Source organism: Rhodopseudomonas pentothenatexigens (assembly GCF_900218015.1).
Classification (GTDB): domain Bacteria; phylum Pseudomonadota; class Alphaproteobacteria; order Rhizobiales; family Xanthobacteraceae; genus Rhodopseudomonas; species Rhodopseudomonas pentothenatexigens.
Map to the genome: position 1 here is coordinate 16,128 of NZ_UFQQ01000036.1, position 24,640 is coordinate 40,767.

The 24,640-nt window shown below is 64.4% G+C and carries 25 protein-coding genes; 13 read left to right on the forward strand and 12 right to left on the reverse strand.

Features of this window, described 5'->3' with window-relative positions:
• Entirely contained in the window at positions 1-714 is a 714-nt protein-coding gene (locus DWA33_RS22555; RefSeq protein WP_114360744.1) for a flagellar hook capping FlgD N-terminal domain-containing protein, read from the forward strand.
• A gap of 36 nt (positions 715-750) precedes the next feature.
• On the opposite strand, the gene DWA33_RS22560 is transcribed toward DWA33_RS22555, so the two are convergent.
• On the reverse strand, positions 751-1,569 hold the full coding sequence (locus DWA33_RS22560) for a lytic murein transglycosylase (protein ID WP_114360745.1): 819 nt from the start codon (positions 1,567-1,569) through the stop codon (positions 751-753).
• Positions 1,570-1,795: 226 nt separating this feature from the next.
• Between DWA33_RS22560 and DWA33_RS22565 the strand changes: the two genes are divergently transcribed.
• Complete coding sequence (locus DWA33_RS22565) at positions 1,796-2,167, forward strand: hypothetical protein (RefSeq protein WP_114360746.1); 372 nt, start codon at positions 1,796-1,798, stop codon at positions 2,165-2,167.
• A gap of 197 nt (positions 2,168-2,364) precedes the next feature.
• On the opposite strand, the gene DWA33_RS22570 is transcribed toward DWA33_RS22565, so the two are convergent.
• The 3 genes from DWA33_RS22570 to DWA33_RS22580 form a co-directional block, all read right to left on the reverse strand.
• Positions 2,365-2,928 carry a type 1 glutamine amidotransferase domain-containing protein gene (locus DWA33_RS22570; protein WP_114360760.1) on the reverse strand — a complete coding sequence of 188 codons (564 nt, stop codon included), beginning with the start codon at positions 2,926-2,928 and terminating at the stop codon, positions 2,365-2,367.
• 77 nt (positions 2,929-3,005) lie between these two features.
• The gene (locus DWA33_RS22575; RefSeq protein WP_147270298.1) at positions 3,006-4,412 is read right to left on the reverse strand and encodes a glycosyltransferase family protein; all 1,407 of its coding nucleotides are present in this window, start codon (positions 4,410-4,412) and stop codon (positions 3,006-3,008) included.
• Positions 4,413-4,692: 280 nt separating this feature from the next.
• Positions 4,693-5,028, reverse strand: a complete 336-nt coding sequence (locus DWA33_RS22580) for a cupin domain-containing protein (protein WP_114360761.1) — start codon at positions 5,026-5,028, stop codon at positions 4,693-4,695.
• A 297-nt stretch (positions 5,029-5,325) separates the two neighbouring features.
• Between DWA33_RS22580 and DWA33_RS22585 the strand changes: the two genes are divergently transcribed.
• Together DWA33_RS22585 and DWA33_RS22590 are read left to right on the forward strand one after the other, a co-directional pair.
• Positions 5,326-6,441: a beta-ketoacyl-ACP synthase III gene (locus tag DWA33_RS22585; RefSeq protein WP_114360762.1), complete on the forward strand. Its 1,116-nt coding sequence runs from the start codon at positions 5,326-5,328 to the stop codon at positions 6,439-6,441.
• A 193-nt stretch (positions 6,442-6,634) separates the two neighbouring features.
• Positions 6,635-7,486, forward strand: coding sequence for an SDR family NAD(P)-dependent oxidoreductase (locus tag DWA33_RS22590; protein ID WP_114360763.1), 852 nt, complete (start codon positions 6,635-6,637; stop codon positions 7,484-7,486).
• 251 nt (positions 7,487-7,737) lie between these two features.
• Here the strand turns inward: DWA33_RS22590 and DWA33_RS22595 are convergent, their stop codons facing one another.
• Entirely contained in the window at positions 7,738-9,501 is a 1,764-nt protein-coding gene (locus DWA33_RS22595; protein ID WP_114360748.1) for a sensor domain-containing diguanylate cyclase, read from the reverse strand.
• Positions 9,502-10,648: 1,147 nt separating this feature from the next.
• On the opposite strand from DWA33_RS22595, the gene DWA33_RS25025 reads away from it, so the two are divergent.
• The gene (locus DWA33_RS25025) at positions 10,649-11,497 is read left to right on the forward strand and encodes a hypothetical protein (protein WP_147270299.1); all 849 of its coding nucleotides are present in this window, start codon (positions 10,649-10,651) and stop codon (positions 11,495-11,497) included.
• The gene (locus DWA33_RS25030; RefSeq protein WP_147270300.1) at positions 11,484-11,975 is read left to right on the forward strand and encodes a hypothetical protein; all 492 of its coding nucleotides are present in this window, start codon (positions 11,484-11,486) and stop codon (positions 11,973-11,975) included. Before DWA33_RS25025 ends, DWA33_RS25030 begins: the two co-directional genes overlap by 14 nt.
• Positions 11,976-12,066: 91 nt before the next feature.
• Here the strand turns inward: DWA33_RS25030 and DWA33_RS22605 are convergent, their stop codons facing one another.
• Positions 12,067-12,396 (reverse strand): DUF2442 domain-containing protein, encoded by a 330-nt coding sequence (locus DWA33_RS22605; RefSeq protein ID WP_244601375.1) that lies wholly within the window; start codon positions 12,394-12,396, stop codon positions 12,067-12,069.
• Between the two features lie 4 nt (positions 12,397-12,400).
• Positions 12,401-12,610, reverse strand: coding sequence for a DUF4160 domain-containing protein (locus DWA33_RS22610; RefSeq protein ID WP_114360750.1), 210 nt, complete (start codon positions 12,608-12,610; stop codon positions 12,401-12,403).
• Between the two features lie 545 nt (positions 12,611-13,155).
• Between DWA33_RS22610 and DWA33_RS22615 the strand changes: the two genes are divergently transcribed.
• Together DWA33_RS22615 and DWA33_RS22620 are read left to right on the forward strand one after the other, a co-directional pair.
• Positions 13,156-13,383, forward strand: a complete 228-nt coding sequence (locus DWA33_RS22615; RefSeq protein ID WP_244601376.1) for a type II toxin-antitoxin system RelE/ParE family toxin — start codon at positions 13,156-13,158, stop codon at positions 13,381-13,383.
• 71 nt (positions 13,384-13,454) lie between these two features.
• Complete coding sequence (locus DWA33_RS22620; RefSeq protein WP_114360764.1) at positions 13,455-13,778, forward strand: HigA family addiction module antitoxin; 324 nt, start codon at positions 13,455-13,457, stop codon at positions 13,776-13,778.
• A gap of 109 nt (positions 13,779-13,887) precedes the next feature.
• Here the strand turns inward: DWA33_RS22620 and DWA33_RS22625 are convergent, their stop codons facing one another.
• The 4 genes from DWA33_RS22625 to dnaG all read right to left on the reverse strand — a co-directional run bounded on the left by DWA33_RS22625 (position 13,888) and on the right by dnaG (position 18,801).
• On the reverse strand, positions 13,888-14,085 hold the full coding sequence (locus DWA33_RS22625) for a type II toxin-antitoxin system HicA family toxin (RefSeq protein WP_114360751.1): 198 nt from the start codon (positions 14,083-14,085) through the stop codon (positions 13,888-13,890).
• Positions 14,085-14,372 carry a DUF1902 domain-containing protein gene (locus DWA33_RS22630; protein ID WP_244601377.1) on the reverse strand — a complete coding sequence of 96 codons (288 nt, stop codon included), beginning with the start codon at positions 14,370-14,372 and terminating at the stop codon, positions 14,085-14,087. The genes DWA33_RS22625 and DWA33_RS22630 overlap by 1 nt, the downstream gene beginning before the upstream one ends.
• A gap of 59 nt (positions 14,373-14,431) precedes the next feature.
• Positions 14,432-16,534 (reverse strand): RNA polymerase sigma factor RpoD, encoded by a 2,103-nt coding sequence (gene rpoD / locus DWA33_RS22635; protein WP_114360752.1) that lies wholly within the window; start codon positions 16,532-16,534, stop codon positions 14,432-14,434.
• Between the two features lie 260 nt (positions 16,535-16,794).
• Positions 16,795-18,801, reverse strand: a complete 2,007-nt coding sequence (gene dnaG, locus DWA33_RS22640; RefSeq protein ID WP_114360753.1) for a DNA primase — start codon at positions 18,799-18,801, stop codon at positions 16,795-16,797.
• Between the two features lie 417 nt (positions 18,802-19,218).
• On the opposite strand from dnaG, the gene DWA33_RS22645 reads away from it, so the two are divergent.
• The gene (locus tag DWA33_RS22645; RefSeq protein ID WP_013503824.1) at positions 19,219-19,461 is read left to right on the forward strand and encodes an LIM domain-containing protein; all 243 of its coding nucleotides are present in this window, start codon (positions 19,219-19,221) and stop codon (positions 19,459-19,461) included.
• 21 nt (positions 19,462-19,482) lie between these two features.
• Here the strand turns inward: DWA33_RS22645 and DWA33_RS22650 are convergent, their stop codons facing one another.
• Positions 19,483-19,887, reverse strand: coding sequence for a gamma-glutamylcyclotransferase family protein (locus DWA33_RS22650; RefSeq protein ID WP_114360754.1), 405 nt, complete (start codon positions 19,885-19,887; stop codon positions 19,483-19,485).
• 239 nt (positions 19,888-20,126) lie between these two features.
• Here DWA33_RS22650 and DWA33_RS22655 point away from each other — a divergent pair, with 239 nt between their 5' ends.
• From DWA33_RS22655 to DWA33_RS22670, 4 genes are all read left to right on the forward strand, one after another.
• A complete protein-coding gene (locus tag DWA33_RS22655) occupies positions 20,127-21,440 on the forward strand; it encodes a radical SAM/SPASM domain-containing protein (RefSeq protein ID WP_147270301.1) in 1,314 nt (437 codons plus the stop codon).
• Complete coding sequence (locus DWA33_RS22660) at positions 21,437-21,769, forward strand: hypothetical protein (RefSeq protein ID WP_114360756.1); 333 nt, start codon at positions 21,437-21,439, stop codon at positions 21,767-21,769. The genes DWA33_RS22655 and DWA33_RS22660 overlap by 4 nt, the downstream gene beginning before the upstream one ends.
• A gap of 75 nt (positions 21,770-21,844) precedes the next feature.
• A complete protein-coding gene (locus DWA33_RS22665; protein WP_114360757.1) occupies positions 21,845-23,371 on the forward strand; it encodes a hypothetical protein in 1,527 nt (508 codons plus the stop codon).
• Positions 23,372-23,526: 155 nt separating this feature from the next.
• Complete coding sequence (locus DWA33_RS22670) at positions 23,527-24,324, forward strand: N-formylglutamate amidohydrolase (RefSeq protein ID WP_114360758.1); 798 nt, start codon at positions 23,527-23,529, stop codon at positions 24,322-24,324.
• Positions 24,325-24,640 lie beyond the last annotated feature (316 nt).

The following is a 24,640-nucleotide window of genomic DNA, read 5'->3' on the forward strand; positions in this document are numbered from 1 at the left end:
ATGTCCGTCGATGCAACCGCCGCGACCACGCCGTACTCGGCCCCCAACCCGAACTACTCGGCCGAAACCGCGAAGTCGAAGACCGGCTCAACGCCGGGGATCGCCGACAATTTCCAGACCTTCCTGACGCTGCTGACGACGCAGCTGAAGAACCAGAACCCGATGGACCCGCTGGACACCAACCAGTTCACCCAGCAACTGGTGCAGTTCGCCGGCATCGAACAGCAGCTCAAATCCAACGAGTCGCTGAGCTCGCTGGTGCAATTGCAGACCACCGCGCAGGCGACGCAGGCCATGAGCCTCGTCGGCGCCAACGCCATCGTCGACGGCAGCAAGGTGCAGATGACCGACAGCAAGGCGGTATGGTCGCTGTCGACCGACAAGCCGGTCACCGCGCAGGTCTCGATCCAGAGCGACACCGGTCAGACGGTGTATTCCGGCAAATTCACCATCAACGCCGGCAAGGATCAGGCGTTCGCCTGGGACGGCCGCGGCAACGACGGCACCAAATGGCCGGACGGCAACTACACGCTGTCGATCGTCGCCACTGATGCGTCGGGCAAGACCGCCACCGTCTCCACCCAGATCCAGGGCACGATCGACTCCGTCGATCTCAGCCAGACCCCGCCGAAACTGTCGATCGGCGGCCAGACCTTCACGCTCGACCAGATCAACAAGCTGGTGCGGTCGAGCAGCTCGGCGACCACGATGTGACGATCGCCGCGCCGGCGCGGCATAGGAAGAGAGCGCTCACGGTCCGACCAGCTTGTCGGCGAAGTAAGCGATCGTCTTGCGGTACACCAGCGCGCGATTCCATTCGCGCATCGCCTCGAAATTCGCCGTGCCTTCTTCGTAGGAGCCGCCGGCCTGCCAGCCCGCGGTCTTCAGCAGGTTGGCGGTCGAGGCCAGCACGTCCGGCACGCTGTGGCGCAGATCGACGTGGCCGTTGCCGTCGTAGTCGACGCCGTATTTGATGTAGGACGACGGCAGGAACTGGGTCTGGCCGATCTCGCCCGCGTAAGCGCCGATCATGTCGCGCAGCGTCAGGTCGCCGCGCTGCACGATCTTCAGCGCCGCCATCAATTCGCCCTGGAACAGCTCGGTGCGGCGGCAGTCGTGCGCCAGCGTCGCCAGCACCCGGAACACCGGCAGCTTGCCGGTGTCGCCCTTGCCGTAGTCGGACTCCAGTCCCCAGATCGCCACCACGATCTGCGGCGGCACGCCGAACTGCCGCTCGATCCGCGACAGCAGCGAGGCGTGGCGCATCAGCATCGCCCGCCCGGCCTTGATCCGGCCGGCGCCGACCCGGGTCGAGACGTATTGCTCGAAGGTTTTGTTGAAGGTGCCGCGCTGGCGGCGGTCGAACGCCAGCACCGCGGGGTCCTCGGTGACGCCGCCGAGCGCCTGCGAGATCACGCTCTGCGAAATCCCGGCCTGCGCGGCCTCCGCCGAAAAGCTGGCGATGAAGCTGTTGAAGTCGCCGCCGCAGCGGGCGGCCTCAGCCGGCGCGGTGGACAGCAGCGCGCCGCCGAGGGCGCAGGTGACGAGAGCGAGGCGCAGCTTCAACATCTGAATCGTGTCTCCAGGCAACGGAAATGGCAGAGCGAAGGAACGGCGGACCAGAACCGAATGCGTATTGATGCGTATTGCTATGACAACCGCGCGAATCTACCATTTCGCTGTTGCGGTTGCGAGGCGGCGCCAACAGCGCCATATCTGCTCCGTCTGATCGGCCCCGAATCCATGGACGCTGGCGACCAGCCGGCGGATCATCGTCAGCGAAGGGAATCACCTCATGCCGCGCCGGAGCACTCTGCTGGGCCAGCCGCTGTTTCGCCTGTTGGCGATCAATCTGGCGATCGGCGTGATGATCGCAGCGCTGCTGCTCGGCGGGCTGCTGTATCTCAATCCCGGCCATCTGCGCGACCTGATCTTCGCCGACGACTCGCCCGGCACCGCGCTCGGCCTGCTGCTGTTCGGCTTCGTCATCACCTTCGGCTCGGCCGCGATGGGCTCCGCCATCATGGCGATGGGCACCGATCTGCGCGGCGGCGGCAAGGGAGGCAGCAAACTGGCGCTGCCGATCGAGCTGCTCCCCGGCGCCGAGGCGATCCCGGTCCGCGCCGAACACGGCGTCCGCGTGGTGCGCCGGCACAGCAGCCTCTAAGCCGGCAGCTTGCGGCGCCATCCGGCGCCGCAGCGCTCCACCTCTCGCGATCCGCACGGCCCGCGCCATCGCGGCTCCTCTGGCATCGAAACCGCGCCGATGAACCACCGGCGCGGTCGTTGTTCGCATCCCGGAACTGTCGCGGATCACCATGGCGAAACGGCGGCCAGCGCCGCCGCATCACCACGTTCGCCGCGTCAGGCCGCGCGGCGCTGATGCTTGCCCTCGCGGATCTCCTCGATGATCTTGGCCGAGAACGCCTCGAGGTCGCCGGGGTTGCGCGACGTGATCAGGCCGTTGTCGGTGACGACCTGGGAATCCTCCCACTTGGCGCCGGCGTTGATCACGTCCTGCTTGATCGAGTGGTACGACGTCATCCGCTTGCCCTTGGCGATGCCGGTCTCGATCAGCAGCCACGGCGCGTGGCACACCGCCGCCACCGGCTTGCCGGCATCGTAGAACGCCTTGATCAGCTTCAGCGCGTTTTGATCGACACGCAGCAGGTCGGGATTGATCTGACCGCCGGGCAGCACGATCGCGTCGTAGTCGTCGGCCTTCACCGAGCCGAGCTGCTTGTCGACCTTCACCGGCCGGCCCCAATCCTTCTGGTCCCAGCCTTTGATCTCGCCCTGTTCCGGCGACACGATGTCGACCTGCGCGCCGGCCGCTTTCAGCTTGTCGCGCGGGGTTTCCAGTTCCGACTGTTCGAAACCGTTGGTGGCGAGAATGGCGACGCGCTTGCCATCGAGTTGGCCTGCCATGTTGATCTCCATTGCTGTTCTGAACGCCCCGCTGAGTAATCGGGTGCGGGAGCGATCGTTCCGGGGAACCGCGCCGGTCAATTTCCGTCGGCCCAGAAGATGAAGCCGACGATCGCAGCGGGGCGTTCGCGCAGTCCGGCAGCGCGGGCGGGCGCCACCAGCAGCGACTGCGGATAGGCGGCGATCAGCGGAAAGTCCCCGGCTTCGATCCGGCGGGTCAGTTCGGCCTGCGACCTCGCGCCGGTGAGGAAGGCCTGACCGGCATTGAACTGATCATAGCTGGCGTCTGCAGCATGGCCGGACCAGTAACACAACGCCAATTCGTCGCACAGCGCCGGCCCCGGCAGTCGGGCCATCACTGCGACGTCGGCACGAAACGCGGCGTCACCGGCGCGTAGCGCCTCGTGCTGGCGCGGGTCGGTCAGATAGCGCATCAGGTCGCTCGACGGCAGCAGCACCAGTCGCAGGCACAGCGCGCCGACGATCAGTGCCGCGGTGGTCGCGACGCCGAACCGCGCCGACAGGCGGGACTGGTCGAGCCGCGACAATAGCACCCCGGCGGCGATGCAGACCGCGATGATCCAGTCGAACAGGCAGTTGATATTGACGCCCTCGCCGATCCGCGTCGCCACGAAGACGACGCCGCCGAACAGCACCAGCAGGCTGACCAGCCGGAACGCCGCGTCGGGCTTGGTGGTGACGACGAAGGCGATCCACAACGCAAGCGGGATGATGAAGCCCTGCAGCCAACCGAGCAGGCTGACCACGTTGTGCAGGCTGTAGGTGCGCGGCATCAGCAGCTGCTCGAAGAACGCGGCACCGTAGCTGAGCGCGCAGGCGGCAAAGCCGAGCGCCAGAAACAGCAGCGAAAATCCCAGCCAGCGCAGCAGCGCACGGCGATCCTGCCACGCCAGCCACACCGTGCACGCCAGCGGGATCGCCAGCGCGTTGTGCTTGATGAAACCGGACGCCACCATCACCAGCGACGCCAGCGCCAGGATTCCGGTGCGCGATGGCGCGACGGTGAAAATCGCGAGCCCGGCGGTCATCACCGCGAAGCCGAGCAGCTGCGGATCGTTGACGCCGACATAGAGCAGATAGCTCTTGCTGACGATGCCGAGCCACAGGCAGCCGGCCAGGATGCCATACAGCCGGGTGCCGCCGAGGTGTCGGACCACGACCGCAATATTCAACCCGATGACGAACGTCGCTGCGAGCGACGCCATTCGGCCGGCGATGATGTTGTCACCGGTCAGCAGGCCGAGCGCGCCGACGATGTAGAACGACAGCGGCGGGTAGTTGTCGAACATGAAGGCGTCGGCCGGCGGATAAAGCTCCGCGCCGAGCATCGCGCGCGCGGCGTGGATCGCGTTCCAGCCCTCGTTGGCGCCGATCGGGACGTGATAGGGCAACCGCTCGAACGCCCACGCCAGTTGCAGCGCGGCGACCGCGAGGATGAACAGGACTCCAGTCCAGGCGACCACGGCCGTCGCCTGGACGCCATCCGTCGTCACCGCGCGCCGAAGCGAGAGCGGCGAAGCCATCCCCTTGTGCAAGATCACCGCCCCCGCGGATTACGATCGCCCGAGCGACCGCTTATTCGAATGACCGAATGTTACGGCCGGCTGTCGCGACGGTCCATTCGACGAGCGGAGGAGAGTGTTGTTAGCTCGGCCACCTTTCTGCGCACGACCGGATTGGTATCCTGCGGCAGAGAAGCTGTTTGCAGCCACGATGGGCAGTCTCAGGAAGAGCCGCCGTCCGTTACGCCGCCGGCCAGAACACCGTCAGCCACACCGTCGCCTCATCGGCGGCGGTGGCCTCGACCCGGTGGCGGCAGTGGGCGGGGATGTCGACCCAGCTGCCGGGGACGAGGTCGACGGTGCGGTCGCCGTCTTCGAACCGCAGCACGGCGGCGCCGGCCAGCAGCACCACGAACTCGTCCTCTGTCTGATCGTACCAGAACCCGTCCGGGCTCGACTGGCCGAACGAGACGATGCGCTCGACGCGGACGCCGCCGCGGGCCAGCAGGGTGTCCAGCACTTCGTCGGGGCCGGCAGGCGGCAGCGGGTGCAGCAGATGTCCGTGCGGTGCGTCCATGATCATGATCCTCGGCGCGGAATTTGGCCCCGATCGGCGCCGGCCGCTATCCGTCTTGCGATCGAGCTTGTGTTTCGCCGCGCGGCGTTTCATACCGCTTTTGCCCGCGCCGGCCGAGATGCCCGCGCGCCCCGCCCGCCGGCCTCCCCGCGCCCGACCAACGGACGATGCGGCCGCGTTCCGCCTTTTGTCCGGCGTCAAAGCCGACCCGGACGAAACGGCGTCGGATACCGGCAGGGCGCGGCGGATCGCTTGGCCGGCGGTCCTCTCACTCAGCCACTGAGCCTGGAGCTTTCCGTGCGCCCTGCCGTCATTGCCGCGACCGGCCTCTACACCCCGCCCGACAGCGTTTCGAACGCGGAGCTGGTCGAGGCGTTCAACACCTATGTGGCGAACTTCAACGCGGCCAACACAGCGCGCATCGAAGCCGGCGAGATCGAGCCGCTGCAGCCGTCGTCGTCCGAATTCATCGAGAAGGCCTCGGGCATCAAGTCGCGCTACGTGGTGGCCAAGCCGGGGATCGTCGATCCGGAAGTGATGCGCCCGATCATTCCGGAGCGCTCCAACGACGAATTGTCGATCCTCGCCGAGATGGCGGTGACCGCGGCCGAGCAGGCGATCGAACGCTGGGGCAAGCCGCGCGAGCGGATCGGCGCGGTGCTGTGCGCCTGCTCCAACATGCAGCGCGCGTACCCTGCGATGGCGATCGAGGTGCAGAATGCGCTCGGCCTCGGCGGCTTCGCGTTCGACATGAACGTCGCCTGCTCGTCGGCGACCTTCGGGCTGAAGACCGCGGCGGATTTCGTCGGCGGCGGCTCGGTCGATGCGGTGCTGATGGTCAATCCGGAGATCTGCTCCGGCCATCTCAACTTCCGCGACCGCGACAGTCACTTCATCTTCGGCGACGTCGCCACCGCGGCGATCGTCGAGCGCGCCGACGATGCGCAAGGCGGCTGGTCGATCCTCGGCACCAGGCTGAAGACGCAGTTCTCCAACAACATCCGCAACAACGCCGGCTTCCTCAACCGCGCCTGGCCCGAGGGCCGCGACAACGTCGACAAGCTGTTCGTGCAGCAGGGCCGCAAGGTGTTCAAGGAAGTGGTGCCGCTGGTGTCGGAGATGATCATCGAGCACGCCCGCGAGATCGGCATCGATCCGCACAGCCTGAAGCGGATGTGGCTGCACCAGGCCAACATCAACATGAACGAGATCATCGGCCGCAAAGTTTTGGGCCGCGATCCGACGCGGGACGAGAACGTCATCATCCTCGACGACTATGCCAACACCTCGTCGGCCGGCTCGATCATCGCCTTCCACAAGCACCAGGATGACATGGCGCCAGGCGACCTCGGCCTGATCTGCTCGTTCGGCGCCGGCTACTCGGCCGGCACGGTGTTCGTGCAGAAGCGGTAACGATCTCACCTCGCCATCTTCCCGTCCTTGCAAGGCGCGAAGCGACGAAGCAATCCAAAGCCAGGTGCAAGGCACCGCTGGATGGCTTGGCTTCGCTCGCAATGACGATGAAAGTCCGCCTGTCTCCTCGGCTTGCGTCCTCGGCGGCTGCGCCTATCTCCCGGGCATCGCCGCCCGCTTCGAGGAGACCACCATGCCGCATCCCGCCATCGCCAAGGATCAGGTCGCCGTCATCACCGGCGGCGCATCGGGGATCGGCTTTGCAGCCGCCAAGCGATTTCTACAGGCCGGCATGAAGGTGGCTATCGCGGATCTGAACGCCGATCATCTCGCCCGCGCCGCCGAACTGCTGGCGCATGTCGCAGGCGGCGGCGCCGACGACGTGCTGGCGAAGGAAACCGACGTGGCCAAGCCCGACCAGCTCGAGGCGCTGCGCGCCGCCGTCACCGCGCGGTTCGGCGGTGTCGACGTGGTGATGAACAATGCCGGCATCGAGCCACCGAGCACCGCGCTCGGCCCGCGCGAGGCCTATGAGCGGATCCTGGCCGTCAATCTGTGGGGCGTGATCCACGGCTCGCAGATCTTCGCGCCGGACATGATCGCGCGCGGCCGGCCGGGAATGATCATCAACACCGGCTCCAAGCAGGGCATCACCACGCCGCCGGGCAATCCGGCCTACAATGTCTCCAAGGCCGGCGTGAAAGCCTACACCGAAGCGCTGGCGCACGAGCTGCGCACCACCGAGGGCTGCGCGGTGACGGCGCATCTGCTCATCCCCGGCTTCGTGTTCACCGCGCTGACCGCGCGCGGCCGCAGCGAGAAGCCGGCCGGCGCATGGACCGCCGAGCAAACCGTCGATTTCATGCTGGCGCGGCTCGACGACGGTGACTTCTACATCCTGTGCCCGGACAACGACGTGCCCCGCAACCTCGACGAACGCCGCATCGCCTGGGCGGCCGGCGACATCATCGACAACCGCCCCGCACTGTCGCGCTGGCACCCGGCCTGGGCCGACCGTTTCCGGGCGTTTGTCGAAGGCGAGTAACAAGCCAAGGCGACGAGCGTCTTCTCGAGAGCCTGACCGGAAATGCGGGCAGCTAATCGAAAGGCTTTGATAAGCCGTTCAATTGACGATTAGTTTCGTCATGGCGGGCTTGTCCCGGCCATCCACGCCTTTCTTGCTGCGTTCGCTGCAAGGCGTGGATGCCCGGCACGAGGCCGGGCATGACGGGTTGAAACGAAAGTGCCTGATTTCACTGCGCGCTTTTCCAGTCGGGCTCTGAGGCGCACGCCGGCTCAAGCCTGCGCCGTCGCAACGGCGCTGAGCGCCGACCCGGCGCCGGAGTCGAACAGCACGAAGCGGTTGCGGCCGGCGCGCTTGGCGGCGTAGAGCGCCGCGTCGGCCTCCGCGAAGGCGGCGTCGACCGAACTGCCCGAGACCACCCGGCAGGCGCCGATACTGACCGTCAGCGCGATGTCCTGCCCATCGTCGGAGCGGATCGGCGCGGCGTTCATCGCCGCGACCATGCGGGCGCACAGCGCCTGCAGGCCGTCCTGGTCGCAATCCTCGACCAGCACGACGAACTCGTCGCCGCCCCAGCGGGCGCAGGTATCGCCCTCGGCCAGCAGCGGCGCCAGCCGCCGCGCGGTTTCGCACAGCAGCCGATCGCCGGCCAGATGGCCGAACAAATCGTTGACGTCCTTGAAGTCGTCGAGATCGATCAGCAGCAGCCCGCCCGATCGCGGCGCCAATGGCGACTGCGCCAGCCACTGCTCGAACACCTGGGTGAAGCCGCGGCGGTTGGGAATCTCGGTCAAGAGATCGATGTTGGCGAGACGCCGCAGCTTCTCGGTCCGCTCGTCGACCAGATCCTCGAGCACGCGGGTGTGGTCGCGCACGGCGAGCGCCATGCCCGACAAGGTGCGCGACAGCCGGCCGATCTCGTCGCTGCCCTGGTCGACGACGATAGCGTCGAAGTCGCCGTCTTCGACCCGCCGCGCGGCGGCCTCGACGGTGGCGAGCCGATCGAGCACCACCCGGCGGAACAGGATGGTGACGAGCGCGACCGCCGCCGTCATCATCACGATCAGCAACAGCGCGATCGGGGTGAACAAGCGGCGATCGATGATGGCGTCGATGTCCATCAGCGTCACGTTGAACCAGCCGAGCTGGTCGAGATAGCCGACGCCGACCAGGACCTCGCGCCCCCCGATGTTCATGAAGCGCGATTCCACCGCCGCGGGACCGGCGGAGACGCGCTGCATCATCGCGGCGAGTTCGGCGACGTCCGCGGGACTGTCGACCTGCTGGAAGATCGTCTTCTTGGTCTTGGTGTCCTTGGTGAGGCTGTGGAAATCGACCATCGCCGGATCGCGATGCGCCTGGATGGCGCCGGCACGATCGACGAACATGCTGGTGACGCCGGTCTGCGGCAGCGCCACCACCTCGCGGATGAACTCGCTGAGGTCGACGCCGGTGCCGATCACGCCGAGAATCCGGCCCTGCTCGGCGATGACGCAGTTGATCCAGACCTTGGTGACGGCGAGGTTGTCGTCGCGGTCGACATTGAGCTGGCAGCCCTGTCCGGCCGCGATCGTCTTGAAATACCAGCCGTCGCGCGGATTGTCGCGCCTCACCTGATAGCGCAGCTGGCTGCCGTCGTGGCTGTTCTGGGCATCGTTGAAGTAGTAGTTGCCGGACCGGTCGACGACGAAGAAATAGCTCTTGTCGTGAAACGACAGCCGGTAGTGCTCGAGTTCGGCCAGCCCGCGCTTGGCCTTGTCGGGGTCGGCCTCGTCGCGGGCCCAGTCGCGCACCGCCGGCGACCGGGCGACCGTCTCGGCCAGCGAGACCTCCCGGATCAGCGCCTCGAGGCCGCGGTAGCGGTCGAACAGCACCTGCTTCTCGGCGAACAACGTGCCGAGCGCCACCACGGTCTTCCGGGTCAAGAATTCGAACGCCACATAGGCCGGCACGGCGACCAACCCGAACACGCAGACCGTGACGACCAGAAACCGCGTCTTGAGGCTGGTGGCAATCTGATTCCAGAGAAAGCGCATCGGGCTTGGTGTCATCTCCGCCGAAACAAGCCGCCGTTCCGAGCGACCGCCGAATTCGGCTGCGCCTGATAAACCACATACAAGTCAGATCTGAAGGCTTCACTAATGGTTCACCCTTCAGTGCCGATCGTCGCGATGATCGATCGCCGCCGGGGCCGCCGGACATCGCCACCGGACATGCGTCGCCACCGAAAATGCGTCGCTGCCGGACATGCGTCATCGCCCCTGTTGTTTGACCGGCGCGGGGGCGCCGACGGCTATGAGGGGGCGGGGCACCGGCCCCGTCGCGCCGCGCCCGAAACGAGGGCGCGCGGAACGCCGGACGCGACGATGCGTCCGCAGCCTCATGCGCAAGACAAACAAGCGCACGAGTTAGTCACCACGGCGCACCGAAACGTCCGGCGTTCCGCACGCGGTGGGCTTCCGGCTTGCTTCGTGCTCTCCCCGGTGGCGTTGTTCGCTTGGGTTCGTCACCGTCGGGACTGAGCTGTCCGGCAGACGCCGAGCTGTTCGCAGCCCGTGTCTGAACCGGTGGTTTCCTGCGGCCGGTCGGCCGGCAGGCGCTCCATCCCTTGACGCCAGCGACGGGCGTCGGGACCACACGGTTTGGGCCGGCGCGCAAAGGCGATGCAGATGGGGCGCATCTCCGCCCCGGCCCGCATTGCACAGCGTCGTCGTCTTGCGCGTTGGTTCAGCGGCGCCATAGACCCAGAGGCCAGGCCCTGCGGACTCCCTGCCTCGCGGCCCCCAACCGCCTCCCTCCGCGCCGACGCTGCCGCGTCCACCGCACCCCGCCGCGCGACTAGTGACGATCGCGAGCCGCCCCTCGGAGTGGAGCGGGATGGATAGGAATATAGATCAAATAGGAATATTGTCAAGATTCACATGACGAGCATCGGAAAGTCAGGCTGAAGGCGAACGGCCTGCACGGCGACGGCGTCGCTAGATAGTGAGACTCTCCGTAAGGCGATCGAAGCAAATTGAAGACAGTGTGTGCTCTCCGAGGAAGAGTGGCGCGCTGAGGCGCGATTACCCAAAAAGCTTCGAATTCGATTTGACCATTTCGTTTAAGTTCTCTATTTGTTCCGTTAAACAAACCTATTGGTTGTGTAAAGCTTCGCCCGCAACACGCTACCGGGGGAGCAAAGTGGATAAGCGCATTACGTTCAGATTTTACCGCGTGAGGCCTGCGAACCGTACGCGGCTAGATTTCGGAGAGGTGCTTACGCAAATAGGCAACATACCCCGACCTTGCGATCGCGAGCGGCAACTCGCAACGGACTATCATGTCCGCGCCGAGATTGTTGAGCGGGCTCAAGGCTCGATCCACGGCGAATTAACTCGAATTCAACGAACAAACTTTCCATCCGAAGTCCAAGATGATGGCCGCAGATCGCTTCGAGTCCGGAATCCCCTTGGTCACGGGGTGGTTTTTCGCTACCTGCCCGGCACAGAACAGATTGGCCTGCAATACGATCCACGCGTTCTGTCTCCAAGTAAATTCTCGTATTACGTAGGGCAAATTATCGATGGCGCTCATTTCGAATTTGAACCAATCGTGCGGGACGACATGTGGGACCGCTTTAATCAGGGAACGGTCCGAAAGGTTTCGATTTCAATTAGTCGACCCGACAATCTCGGTGTTTTGGAACGAGGGGGAGCAGCATCGGTGACGCGATCAATGCGAGATATGGCGGATGCTTACGCAGCACCGAGCATAACAATCGAACTTTCAATGGGACATCGTCGAGGAGGGTTAGCAAATGCGGTACGATCAATGGTCAGACACTTCCGGACCCAAGCGGTACAGGACCAAATTGAGATCTCGTCTATGAAGGCAAAGGTTAAACCGGAAGGCGAAAAGACAGAGGACTTGGACCTTCTCGAAGATTTCCTGTCAACCAAAGAGGTTCTACAACTTCAAGATAACAATCCCGAAGAAAATTACCGCATTAAGTTGGCGGCACTGCGCGAGAAAATGCGTGAGCGGCTCTGAACGCTACGCCTCCTATTACTTAGAGGCCTATGGACCAGCGCTTTCCGGAATAGCTGCTTTCGTAGTGCTACTGACTGCACAACCGTATCTTCTACCCTTGATGGCTGCAGATAAATTGTCGATCAGCAATGTATTTTCAGCAGTGTTTGGTTGGGCGTCGATACAGACCGGATGCGTATTTGCAATCTACGGTTTCGTAGCAGGAAAGACAGACGGCTTCATCGTCGAGATTCGAAAAACCAGATCTATGGCTCGATATAACACTTTCATCAGGCGAGCGATTTGGAGTGGCTTTATTTTGACCTTCACATCGATGCCTCTGATCTCTTGGAAATTTTCTCTATCGGCCGACGACAACTTGACTTACGCTATTCTATCCGCCTGGTTTTCTATTTTTATATGGGCGTTCTTTGCGTTTGCTCGTGTGGCTTATATATTTGGCCTATTAGTTCGAGCCGATGAGAAGGTAGGCAACTAGCCTCATAGCCCGTAGGGCGGATTAGCCGAAGGCGTAATCCGCCGCGATCGGAGCGGTGGGTTACGGCTTCGCCTAACCCAACCGACGGCGCTTATTCCGCAGCTACGCGGGACAATTCGCCCGCGTCTCGGAGTTCGACATAGAGCTGGATCGGGTCGAGGTCGAAACCGTTGGGCCAGGTCGGTGCGCCCATCTCGACGAAGGCACGGGCGAAGTAAGCGGGATCGCGGAGCGGCGCCAGCATCGGCCCATCGGCGCTCAGGACATCCGACAGATCGCGCACGCCTTCGCTGCCGTCGGTGAAGCGCAGCCACAGACGGCGGTCATCCAGCGCCTTGAGGCGCAACACCTCGACCATCGGCCAATCATTCGTCATCATCGGGACCCGGCACCTTTTCCAGCGGGCGATAAGCTCGGGCACGTCGTCAATTATCCTGCAATTCGGATCGGCGCGCCAGCGCCCAATCGCGAACCAGCCGGCTTGCGACCGGAGGCAATTCGCCTGTCATGATCATCCCATCCGACAATCGGACCAAGGCCTTGGCCCGGCCATACCGCGCATGGAAATGCGGTGGCTCGTGGTCGTTGTCGTACATCTGGATATTAATACCGTAGAACCAGGCAATTGTCGGCATAGCGGAAGACCTTCGCTACAAACTTGACAATAGCCTGAAGACTAACAGCATGAGAGCCTGCCGCTACATGCAAAAAGGTCTGGATTACGCCGCCTTTGCAATCGTTTCGTCGTTCGCTGGCCAGACCCTCAGTTTTACAAGTAGCTCCGCAGTTGCCTCCTTCTTCCCTCCCCGTTGCAGGGCGGGGCGGGGGTTGGGGACCCGCGGGCACTGCGACGCGTGGCCCCCAACCGGGTATCCGTGGAGCCTGTGCTCGGACGGCGCGGAGTGCCGCTCCGGGCGAGGGGTCTCCGTTCCAGATTTACCGAATCAATACGCGCGTCGCCCTCACCCCAGCCCTCTCCCGCAAGCGAGCGAGGGAGCGCGCTGCGGCGGGAGGCGGGCGTGGTGCAAGAGTTGCGTATCCGCACCGGCGGCCCGTAGGGCGCATGAGCCGACGGCGTCATGCGCCACCCGTGCAGATGGTGGGGTACGGTTTCGCCTAACCACGCGTCCTGTAAAGCGTTACTTTACAGAAGACATACATATCCTATATCGTGCTTTCCATGAGAATTCGGAACGTCCTGCACAAGGAGCTCCGACGGCTCATCGAGGATGATGACGCCGGCGGGATTCAAGCGGCTATCGCGGACAAGCTGCGCCGCATGATTTCGTTTCTGCAGGACATGGAGCGGGAGGACGAACTCCGAACAGTCCCGAGCTGGAAGGCGCACAGGCTGACCGGAGATCGCAGGGGACATGGAGTCTGTTCGTCACCAAGAACTGGCGGCTGACATTCCAGATCGACAAGGACGGGATCGAAATCATCGACCTCGACTACGAAGACTACCACTAGGACGCTTTGATGAGACCGACGATGCGGACAAAGACCGACCTGCGCATGAAAAGCCCGGTACACCCCGGCAGCTTCGTGAAGCACGAGATCATCGAACCGCTCCGGCTCACCGTCACCGAAACCGCGAAGGTCTTGGGCGTCACCCGGCCGGCGCTGTCCGCGGTTCTGAACGAGCGCGCCTCGCTGTCGTCCGAGATGGCGCTCCGCATCGAAAAGGCGTTCGGCGTGTCGATGGACACCTTGATGCGCATGCAGAACAGCTTCGATATCGCCGAGGCGCGCAAGCGCGCCGGCGAGATCAAGATCGCGCGCTACGCGGGCGCGGCGGAATAGCAGCTCCGTAGGACACATACGCCGAAGGCGTCCTAAGCTGCTTGTGCAGATGGTGGGTTACGGCTGCGCCTACCCCAACCTACGGCGCTTACGGATCTGCTCTCGCCGTTCAAAAGGCTTTCGGCAACCCGGCCTGACGCAGGATGGCGTTCGCGGTGTGACGGCTCGGAATGCCGACCGGAACGGCGAAGTTTCGATTCGTGAGCGGGCTGTGCCAGATCTCGTGGCTTCCCTTGCCCTGGCGAACCAGCGTGCAGCCGGCCACCCGCAGCAGGTCTCTCAATTCGCGGTCAAACTGCGGCGCCATCAGGCCGCCGGGAGCGCTTCACGCAAGGCGGTGATCTGCAAAAACACCGACGCCGGATCGACGCCGGGATGATTGTCCGGCAACAGGTCCAGCGTCATGGCTTCGATCTTGGCCAGCAACGCGTCGAGCGTCGGCGCATCGGCCGCTGCCGGGATCTCGTCGCAATGTCCGCTCCAGACGCCTGCGTCGGCGTCCCAAACGGCGGACACGGTGAAGATGACCGGTTTCGACATCGTCGCCTCGTCTCGCTTGCCGGCGTCATGCCCAGACTTGATCCGGGCATCCATCCGGTCGAAGACCGATGGATTGCCGGGTCGAGCCCGGCAATGACATCGGTTGATCGTCGTTAGTTATCCAGGAAGCTCCGCAGCTTCCTTGACCGCGACGGATGCTTCAGCTTGCGCAGCGCCTTGGCTTCGATCTGGCGGATGCGCTCGCGGGTCACCGAGAACTGCTGGCCGACTTCTTCCAGCGTGTGGTCGGTGTTCATGCCGATGCCGAAGCGCATGCGCAGCACGCGTTCTTCGCGCGGGGTCAGCGAGGCCAGCACGCGCGTGGTGGTCTCGCGCAGGTTCGACTGGATCGCGGCGTCGATCGGCAGCACCGCGTTCTTGTCCTCGATGAAGTCGCCGAGGTGGCTGTCCTCTTCGTCACCCACCGGGGTTTCGAGCGACAGCGGCTCCTTGGCGATCTTCAGGACTTTCCGCACCTTCTCCAGCGGCATGCCGAGCTTTTCGGCGAGCTCTTCCGGGGTCGGCTCGCGGCCGATCTCGTTGAGCATCTGCCGCGAGGTGCGCACGATCTTGTTGATCGTCTCGATCATGTGCACCGGGATACGGATGGTGCGGGCTTGGTCCGCAATGCTGCGGGTGATCGCCTGCCGGATCCACCAGGTGGCGTAGGTCGAGAACTTGTAGCCGCGGCGATACTCGAACTTGTCGACCGCCTTCATCAGGCCGATGTTGCCTTCCTGAATGAGATCGAGGAACTGCAGGCCGCGGTTGGTGTACTTCTTGGCGATCGAAATCACGAGGCGGAGGTTGGCCTCGACCATTTCCTTCTTGGCCTGACGGGCTTCGCGCTCGCCCTTCTGCACCGAGTGGACGATCTTGCGGAATTCGCCGATCTCGAGGCCGGTGAGCGCCGCCATCGACTGCACTTCCTGGCGCAGATCCTTGATGCGGTCCTTCTCGTGGTGGACGAAGTTCTTCCAGCCCTTGGCCGACAGCTTCGACACCCGGTTGAGCCAGCGCGGATCGAGCTCGGAGCCCTGATAGTTGCGCAGGAAGTCGTCGCGGGCGACGCCGTGGCTGTCGGCGAGCCGCATCAGGCGGCTCTCGAACGACACCAGCTTCTTGTTGATGTCGTAGAGCTGCTCGACCAGGCTGTCGATACGGGCCTGGTTGAGGCGCAGCGACTTCACCTCGACGATGATCTCGTCCTTCAGCTTCTTGTACTTGCGCTCCTGCGACGGCGACAGCTGCTCGTTCTGCAGCTGGTTGGCGATGTCCTGCTCCTGCAGCTTGCGCAGCTTCTTGTAGTTGTCGGCGATCTTGTCGAAGGTCTCGACCACCTTCGGCTTCAGCTCGGCCTCGATCGCGGCCAGCGACATCTGGTTCTCGAACTCGTCGTCGTCGCCGTCGCCTTCCGACGCGCCTTCGCCGCCCTCGCCGGATTCGGCCGGCGCGGCGCCGCGCTGCTGGGCCGGACGGAACGGGGTGGCGGCGGCCGGCGCGGCCGGCGGCGCGACATGCGCGGGCGCAGCGCCCTCGCCTTCGGCCGCGGCTTCCTCGCTGTCGTTCCCGATGTTGTTCTTGCCCTCGGGGCCCGCATAGGTGGCTTCGAGATCGATGATGTCGCGAAGGAAGATCTTGCCTTCGTTCAGCTCGTCGCGCCAGATGATGATCGCCTGGAACGTCAGCGGGCTTTCGCACAGCCCGGCGATCATCGCCTCGCGGCCGGCTTCGATCCGCTTCGCGATCGCGATTTCGCCCTCGCGCGACAACAGCTCGACGGTGCCCATCTCGCGCAAGTACATGCGGACGGGATCGTCGGTGCGCTCGCCGGGCTCGGACTTCTTGGTCTCGGTGACGGCCTTGGCGGTGACTTCGACCAGATCGTTGTCGAGCTCCTCGTCGGCTTCCTCCTTGGCCTCTTCCTCTTCGGCCTCGGTATCTTCCGCCTCGGACACGTTGATGCCCATGTCGGACAGCATCGACATGATGTCTTCGATCTGTTCCGGCGACGTGGTGTCGGAGGGCAGCACTTCATTGAGCTGATCGAAGGTGACGAAGCCGCGCTTCTTCGCCTGCTTGATCATCTTCTTGACGGCCGCGTCCGACAGGTCGAGGAGCGGCGAGGGAGCGTCGACGGTGTCCTTCTCCGGCGCGTCTACCTTGTCGTCCTTGTCCTTGTCCTGCACCTGTACCGTCTTCGCCTTGCTGGCCATCCACTGCTCCTGAACGCGCTCACGGACGAGGCGTCACCGCACCGCCATGAAAACTTGCCTGATCGGGAGAGACGCACAAAGGGCGGCGCCTGCCTGCGCCACCCCCACACGATCCCGCTCGCTGGTCACCCAATTGGTCGCCCGAAGGCCTTTTAGCCGGAATGCCGTTAAGCCCTTACTAACCCTGTTTTTTGCAGCCAATTCCGGGGATTTGCGAGTCTTTTCGACTCGTTCCATCGTCCGGGTCTCGCTGGACCGCCTCACACGCTGCGCTGGAACCGGCCGGAGGATTCGCCGAATCCCTCGATCAGCGCCTCGGTGCCCTCGACCTGCGCCAGGCGCGCCTTGACGTCGTTCAGCCACTGCATGTTCGCCTCGCTGCCGTCATCACCCAGGGCCAGCTCGGCATCCTTCAATTCCCTAAGTAAGGAGTGGGATTGTCGATGCAAGGCAACGAGTTGCTGCCACGTCGAAAGCACGTCCTCGCGCGCCGCCTTGGGGCCGGTCCCCCATACCGCGGAGGTCGTGATCGCCCGCTCAACCCGCTGCAATTGCTCGGATAATCCTGCCTTAACCAAATCTGCGCGGAGCTTCTCGGCCTGCTCGGCCGGATCGTCGCCGCGGTGGTGGTGCTGGGCGAAGGCGGCGATGATCGCCGCCCGCAGCCGGTGCGCCTCCGGATGGGCGAATTCCAGCGCGGCGATTTCCTCGAGATGGTCATCGAGCAGCCAGGGGTGGTTGAGCAGCGAGATCAGGATCAAGGCCTCGCGGCGCGACATCGCCGAGCGCTGGCCGCGCATGATCGGGCTGCCGATCAGGTCCGGGCTGGCAATCTGGTAGGGCCCGCGGCCGAGCCCCGGCGCCGGTTGTCCAGGACGCCCGCGCGGGGCAAATCGGCCGCCGCCCTGTGGAAAACCGCCGGGGTGGGCGAATCGCCGGCCCGAATCGCCGCCCCCGCCGCCGCGGAAGCCGCCGCCGAATCCGCCATAGCCGCCGGCCGGGGCGAAGGCGGCGCGCAGCCGGTCGGTGAGATCCTGGCGATAATGCCGGCGCACGATCTCGTCGCGGATGCCGTTCGACAGCTCGTTGATCCGCGCCTCCAGCGCGGCGCGCCGCTCCGGGGTGGCGAACATCCCGCCTTCGGCCTCGCGCGCCCACAGCATGTCGGCGAGCGGCCGCGCCGCGCTGATCACTTCGTCGACCGCGAGCCGGCCGCCGGCGCGGGCGAGATCGTCGGGGTCCTGGCCTTCGGGCAGCAGCGCGAAGCGCAGGCTCTTCCCCGGCTTGAGATGCGGCAACGCCAGGTCGGCGGCGCGATACGCCGCCTTCTGGCCGGCGCGGTCGCCGTCGAAGCACAGGATCGGCTCGTCGGCCATCTTCCAGAGGTGCTGCAGCTGCGCCTCGGTCAGCGCGGTGCCGAGCGGCGCAACGGTCGCAGGAAAGCCGGCGGTGACCAGCGCGATGACGTCGACATAACCTTCGACCACGATCACCGAACCGCCGTCATGCGCGGCTTTGCGTGCGGGCGCGTGGTTGTAGAGGTTGTCGCCCTTGTGAAACAGCGGCGTCTCGGGCGAGTTCAGATACTTCGCCGCGACATCCTTCTCCAGCGCGCGGCCGCCGAACGCGATCACCCGGCCGCGCAGATCGGTGATCGGAAACATCACCCGGTCGCGGAACTTGTCGAACGGCACCGGGATGTCGGGGCCCGCCGACAACAGTCCCGCTTCGATCATGTCGGCCACCGGCACGCCGTGCTTGCCGAGATGTTCTTTCAGCGCGAAGCGCTCGTTCGACGCGTAGCCGAGCCGGAACTTGACCTGGGTGCCCGGCAGAATCGCGCGGTCGGCCAGGTAGCCGCGGGCGCGGGCGCCGCCGCGCGAGGCGAGATTGTCGGCGAAGTAAGCCGCCGCCAGCTCCATCACATCGTACAGCGATTTGCGGCGCTGCTCCTGGCGCGCCGAATCCGCCGACTGCACCGGCAGCGCGACGCCGGCCATCGCCGCCAGCCGCTCGACCGCCTCGGGGAAGTCGACGCCCTCGGTCAGCATCACGAAGTCGAAGATCGAGCCGTTCTTGCCGGAGGAGAAGTCGAACCACGCCTGTTTCTCGTCATTGACGAAGAACGACGGCGTCTTCTCCTGCTGGAACGGCGACAGCCCCTTCCACTCCCGCCCGGCCTTCTTCAGCTTGACGCGACGGCCGACCACCTCCGACACCGACAGCCGGGCTTTCAGATCGTCGAGGAACTGCGGCGAGAAGCGCATGGGGCTCAAGGGCTAAGCGGCGCAACGACAGCGCCGACCGACCATGGATATAGGGTGTGGGCCGGCGTGGGTGAACCGGGGTGAAAGTTGTCCCGGTGATTCACAGACAACTTCGATCGACCCGGCCGCAGCCCCCAAAACCACCGATACGCGAAACGGACTCGTGATACACGCATGTCATCACCTCGCAATATTTCGCATTGCGGCATAGGCGATACCCTTGTAAACCCGCGACAATTCGCAAGCGGAGCGGGTTTGATCCAGCTCATTGCTGCACCGCGCAAGCGGGATTGAACTGCCGCACCCTGCAATACGCAGGGGAGTCGGGGGAGAACGATCAGCCAAGGCTTAGAGGGCTCACCCGCGACGTTCCCGACCGTTCAGGAATGCCGCGTTCGAACGATAAGGAGCCAGACCATGGCTAATTGTGCCCATTGCAATGCGCAGATGACGTCGCTCGGCGTGGAAGCCGTCGACGGTGTGTACGAGATCCATTCCTGGAAATGCGACGACTGCGGCCATGTCCTCGACATCGCCACCGCGTCCGTTGAAGCCTACGACTTCCCCAGCTTCTGCCTCACCGAGCCGGGCGATCCGGATTGGCTGACGCTGCTGCCGCTCGCCGCCAATGCGCGGATCGAACTGCATCTGACCGGCTAGGGCCAAGGCCGCGCTACGCGATCAGCCGGAAAACGCCTCCGGCTGGTAGCGCCCCGTCTCGATGCGCGGCAGCCGCGCCACGTCCCAATTGAAATAGTACACGAACGCGTCGAGCTCGGTGCCGCCCTCCAGCGTCACCCGGGCGATCTCGCGCCGGTATTCGGCGCGCTGATCCGACGGGCCACAACCTTCGTAATCGTCGAGCTGCGCCAATATCTCGTCCGGCCGATGCAGCCGGAACACCTCTCCGTACACGCGATCGGCGGCATCGTCGGACGGCACCAGGCCGGGATAGTGCCGCACCAGATACAGCCGGCCCGGGATCGAGGCCGGGCCGAGAAATTCGGCATTCGACGATAGCAGCCGGGCCATCGGATGATCGTAGCCACGCATCAGCGTGCCATAAACGAACAGACGGTCGAACATTTCAATTTACCTCAGCAAACCAGCCGCCTCCGCGACCTCCCCTCGATTACCACAACCGCGGCAAAACTAGACCATCGATCTAGGCAGGACACCAAGCGCGTGATTGAGGGTGCGCAGCGCTCGTGTTAGCGTCCGCATCGGTTGAATTAGTTTATACTTGTTACGTGTTCGAGATTGGGCAGGACACGTTTCAAACACACACCGGCCGCGACCAGTCCTTTGCTGCACTGGAGACCGCGATGAAGCCGTCTCAATTCAACGTCTGGACGCAACTCGGCGATGGCGTTCATCTGCTCTACAACACCCGGAGCAACGCGCTTCTGCGGCTATCGGCCGAGCTGAAGCGTAAGGCCGAAAGCCATCTTGCGCGCCCGGACGCGACCGGCAGTGACGACCTGGCGCGTCAGCTCGTCACGCTCGGCTTCATGATCGACGACGCTGCCGACGAACTGGCGCTGCTGAAGACCGCGGAGCGCACTCAACGGTTCGACGGCCGCCGGCTCGGCCTGACGATCTGCACCACGCTCGCTTGCAATCTGCGTTGCATCTATTGCTATCAGAAAAAAGACAGCGCGCTGATGAGCCAGGACGTTCAGTCCAAGATCGTCGACTATGTCGACTCACGGACCCCCGGCCTCGCAGCACTGTCCGTAGTGTATTTCGGTGGCGAACCTCTGGTCGGGCTGTCGGTGATCGAATCGCTGGCGCAGAAATTTCAAGGCCTGGCCGCCGCCAGGGGCTTCAACTACTCCGCGGCGGCCATCACCAACGGATACCTTTTAACCGAAGACACCGCGAAACAGTTGAGCGCCTGTGGCGTCCGTTCGGTGCAAGTCACGCTCGACGGCCCGCAACGCATTCACGATCAGCGCCGCCCGCAGCGCAACGGGAAGGGTAGCTACGATCGCATTCTCGAAAATCTGCAACGAGTCGTGGGCCGGATGGAAGCGGTCTCGCTGCGCGTCAACATCGACAAGGGCAACGCGGATGCGGTGCCCGAGCTCCTGACCGATCTCGACGCAGCCGGGCTGCGCGGCAAGGTCAACGTGTATTTCGGACTGGTCGACAACGCCACCGAATCGTGCCGCGACTACGGCTGCAATTGCTTCAGCAAGGAGCAATTCGCAAGCGAATCGCTAAAGCTACAATTGACGGCACTCCGCCACGGCTTCGTCGTCGACAACTATCCCGGCGGCGGAATGGGCTGCGGCGCGACCTCGGCAAGCGCTTATGTCGTTGCGCCCGACGGGCGGCTGTTCAAATGTTATAACCATACGGGTGTCGATGGTAGCGAAGTCGGGCACATCTCCGGCGAACTCGACCAGATCCGGCTGAGCCGATGGCTCGCCTACGACCCGTTCGACTATCCGAAATGCAAAGCCTGCGACAAGCTTCCGTTGTGCCTCGGCTCGTGCCCTGCGAGCGCGGTCGAGACCGGCGAACCGGAATGTCCCTCCATCGCCTTCGGTTTGCACGACACCTTGAAGATGGAGCTCCTGAATCGCCGATTCAGAGAGATGCAACGTCTGTCCAACGAAGCGAGGACGACATGAGCGCCGACCAGGACAAGAAGATGATCGAAATGCTGCAGCAAATGCAGATCGACATCGAGAAGAGCACCCGAGGATCGCTCGAAAGCAAGGGCATCCAGCTCGATCCGGATATGGAAATCCTGCACTGGGAGGAAGGTAAGCGCAACCTGATCGAAGCAGGTCCATGCGCGAGCCAGGAGAACTGCGACGATCGCTGTAAGCCAAACGTCGTGATCTGCGCGACCCGGCTCGCGTGCGAGGCGTTGCACGTCTGCGGCTATCGATGTCGTAACGTGGCCGACCCTTGCGCCAATCGAATCTGCCACAGCCAGCCGGTCGATCCGCGCTGAGCCGGAGCGCGGCCTCCCGCACGATAAGCGCAATCCGACGAGGGGTGGACGAGCGGCAAAGCCGCCGGTGACGGCATGGGTGATTTGAGCACGACAAACGACCACCCGCTGATCACCGCGGCGCCGTTTTTTGCGTTCAGCGTCACGCACGAATTCTCCGCCCCCGTCGATCTCCGGCACGACGACGACACCAAGCAAGATCCCGATCTTCGCCGGATGGAGACGGCGCCGACGGCGGACTTGCACGACGTGATTGGAGGGTTCGTCGACCGCACCACGACCGCGAGGTCCGGCGAGATGCTGTTGCGGTCGATTCGCACTGCGATTCCCGACAAGTGCCTGCGCGATCGTTTCGATCGGCTGTTCCGTCATCAGGACGCCTGGCTGCACGATAGCATCGCCTGGGCGCTCAGCCGCGATCGCACACTGCGAAAGGCGATCGCGCAGGAAGCGCTGATCCCGCTGCGGCCCCCGAACCACGCCGCCTTTGCCGGCGCCTCCCACCCGGCTGGATTGTCGGCACCGCTCAAGCTCGGCTATCTGCTCTATCAGGAGCGCAAATGCGGCGGCGCCCCGGAGCGCTATGCCGCACAGGCCGAGGCCATCAGCCCGGCCTGCAGCCGCAGCGCCGAGCGGCTGAGCCGCCTCCTGGAGGAAGCCGAACGATGGTACGCCGAGGTGCTCGCCTTCGTCGTATACGAACCGTGGATCGCAGGCGATCACGGCCGCGGCGCGACCCTGGCCGAGGCGCTTTCCGAGGTATTTCCGGCCGCGGCGGAGATGCCCCCGTTTCAATTGGTGGTCGACGCGTGCGGCGCGCCGGATGCTTATGTCGCCGAGGGCTATGCAGCGGTGCTCGTCGATGCCGCTGTGCGGGGCGACAATGACGCCGGCCGCGCTTGGCTCGGCGCCGCTTCGGCCGTGCAGAAGCAGCAGATCCTCACCGGGCTCGACCTGCGGCTGCGCGGCTTGACCGACAGGATCGAGCCAGGGCTGAGACTCCAGGATTGGCGCGAAATGTTCCGGTCAGGCGTGATTCACGCCAGCAATTCGATCCGCTTCGACATCGGCAATTCCATCGCCAGCCTGCCGGAAATCGCCCTGCACGAGATGTCGCATCTCGCTTACGCCCAGATGCGACCGCCGGTTCGAACAATGGTCGACGACCGCGGCACGCCGTTGCTGACACGGCGGATCGACCGCAGTCTCGACGAAGGCCTCGCCGAATTGTTTTCCGGCGCGGCACTGCGTCGCCTCGCGGGACACTATCCGCTGGTCACGGCCTATCGACGGCTCCGTTTCGCGCTGCTGCGGGGCCGTCGCAATGACCCCCATATTGGCGGGTTTGCGGTGTTGAAGCGCTACTGCGCTGACCGGCCGATCCCCGATGCGGCTGAATTGCTGAGACGCGTCAACGCCGCGGATCACGACCTGATCCGGTTGCTCGATACCCCGGGCGAACACCCTTCGCCGGCAAGCACCATCGAGGGCCCGATCGCGGCGGTTCCGGAAGTGCAAATCGCGATCGGCGCCGCGCCAGAGCTGACCTCGCTCGGTTTTCGGCGGCATTGGTGCACGCTGGCGATCCGCGGAAACCACTGAGCATCTCCCGACAGCACGACCGGTCGGCCGTTGGAATGGCCGCCGGCGACTGCAATTTTGTACAGTGTCCGACCATTCGTCTCGACGGCGCGCGGGCGAATCCGCTACCGATTTGGCGGGGCTCGGACGACGGCGGTCGATAGGCAGGTCTGGTGATGGACGGCGTGCGCGACGATTTCCTCAGCCTCGATGCCGGACAGCCTCCGGTGATCGAGCGCAATCCAAACGGACGGTCGCCGTTCCTGCTGGTGTGCGACCACTACGGCCGGCGGATCCCGGCGCAGCTCGGCGACCTCGGCCTGCCCGAGTCCGAGCTGACGCGGCACATCGCCTGGGATGTCGGCATCGCCGGCGTGGTCGAGCGGCTGTCGGACGCGCTTCAGGCCCATCTGATCGCCCAGCGCTATTCGCGCCTTGTGATCGACTGCAACCGGCCGCCGAGCGCCGAAAGTTCGATTCCGCTGGTCAGCGAGGCGACCACGATTCCCGGCAATGACGGGCTCACCCGGGAGCAGGCGACGGAGCGGCGCCGGCTGATCTTCGATCCGTACCACCAGCGGATCGAGGCCGCGATCGAGGACCGGCAATTGTCCGGCCAGCCCACCGTGCTGCTGGCGCTCCATTCGTTCACGCCGGTGTATCACGGCATGGCGCGGCCCTGGCACATCGGCACGCTGTATCAGGACTGCACCGTGCTGCCGCCGCTGCTGCTCGGCGAGCTGCGACGCGAGCCCGAACTGGTGGTCGGCGACAACCAGCCCTACGCAGTCGCCGACGGCACCGACTACACCATCCCGGTGCACGGCACCGCGCGCGGCCTGATCACCTCCGGCATCGAAATCCGCCAGGACCAGATCACCGACGAAGCCGGCCAGATCGAATGGGCCGCGCGCCTGGAGCGGGTGCTGGCCGCGATCGCAGACAAGCTGCAGCAGCAGCAGGTGCTATCCTAGAGCAGTTCTGTTTTTCATCGAATCAGAGCTGATCCGCACCTCCTGCCACGCGCGCAACCTCATGGTGAGGAGGCGCGTAGCGCCGTCTCGAACCATGTGACGCAGGCAATGCGTTGTTCCATCCTTCGAGACGCCCGGCTTCGCCGGGCTCCTCAGGATGAGGACTCAGTGCCTTCGGAAAGGTCGGATCATTTCAATCAAACGATGAACCGCTCTCTAGCTGTGAGCTTTCATTAGGTTGTCCATCCGGTCCGGACCGGGGATGCTGAGGTTGCGATGCTTCAGTATCCAGGGAGGGACCGGATGAACATTCACA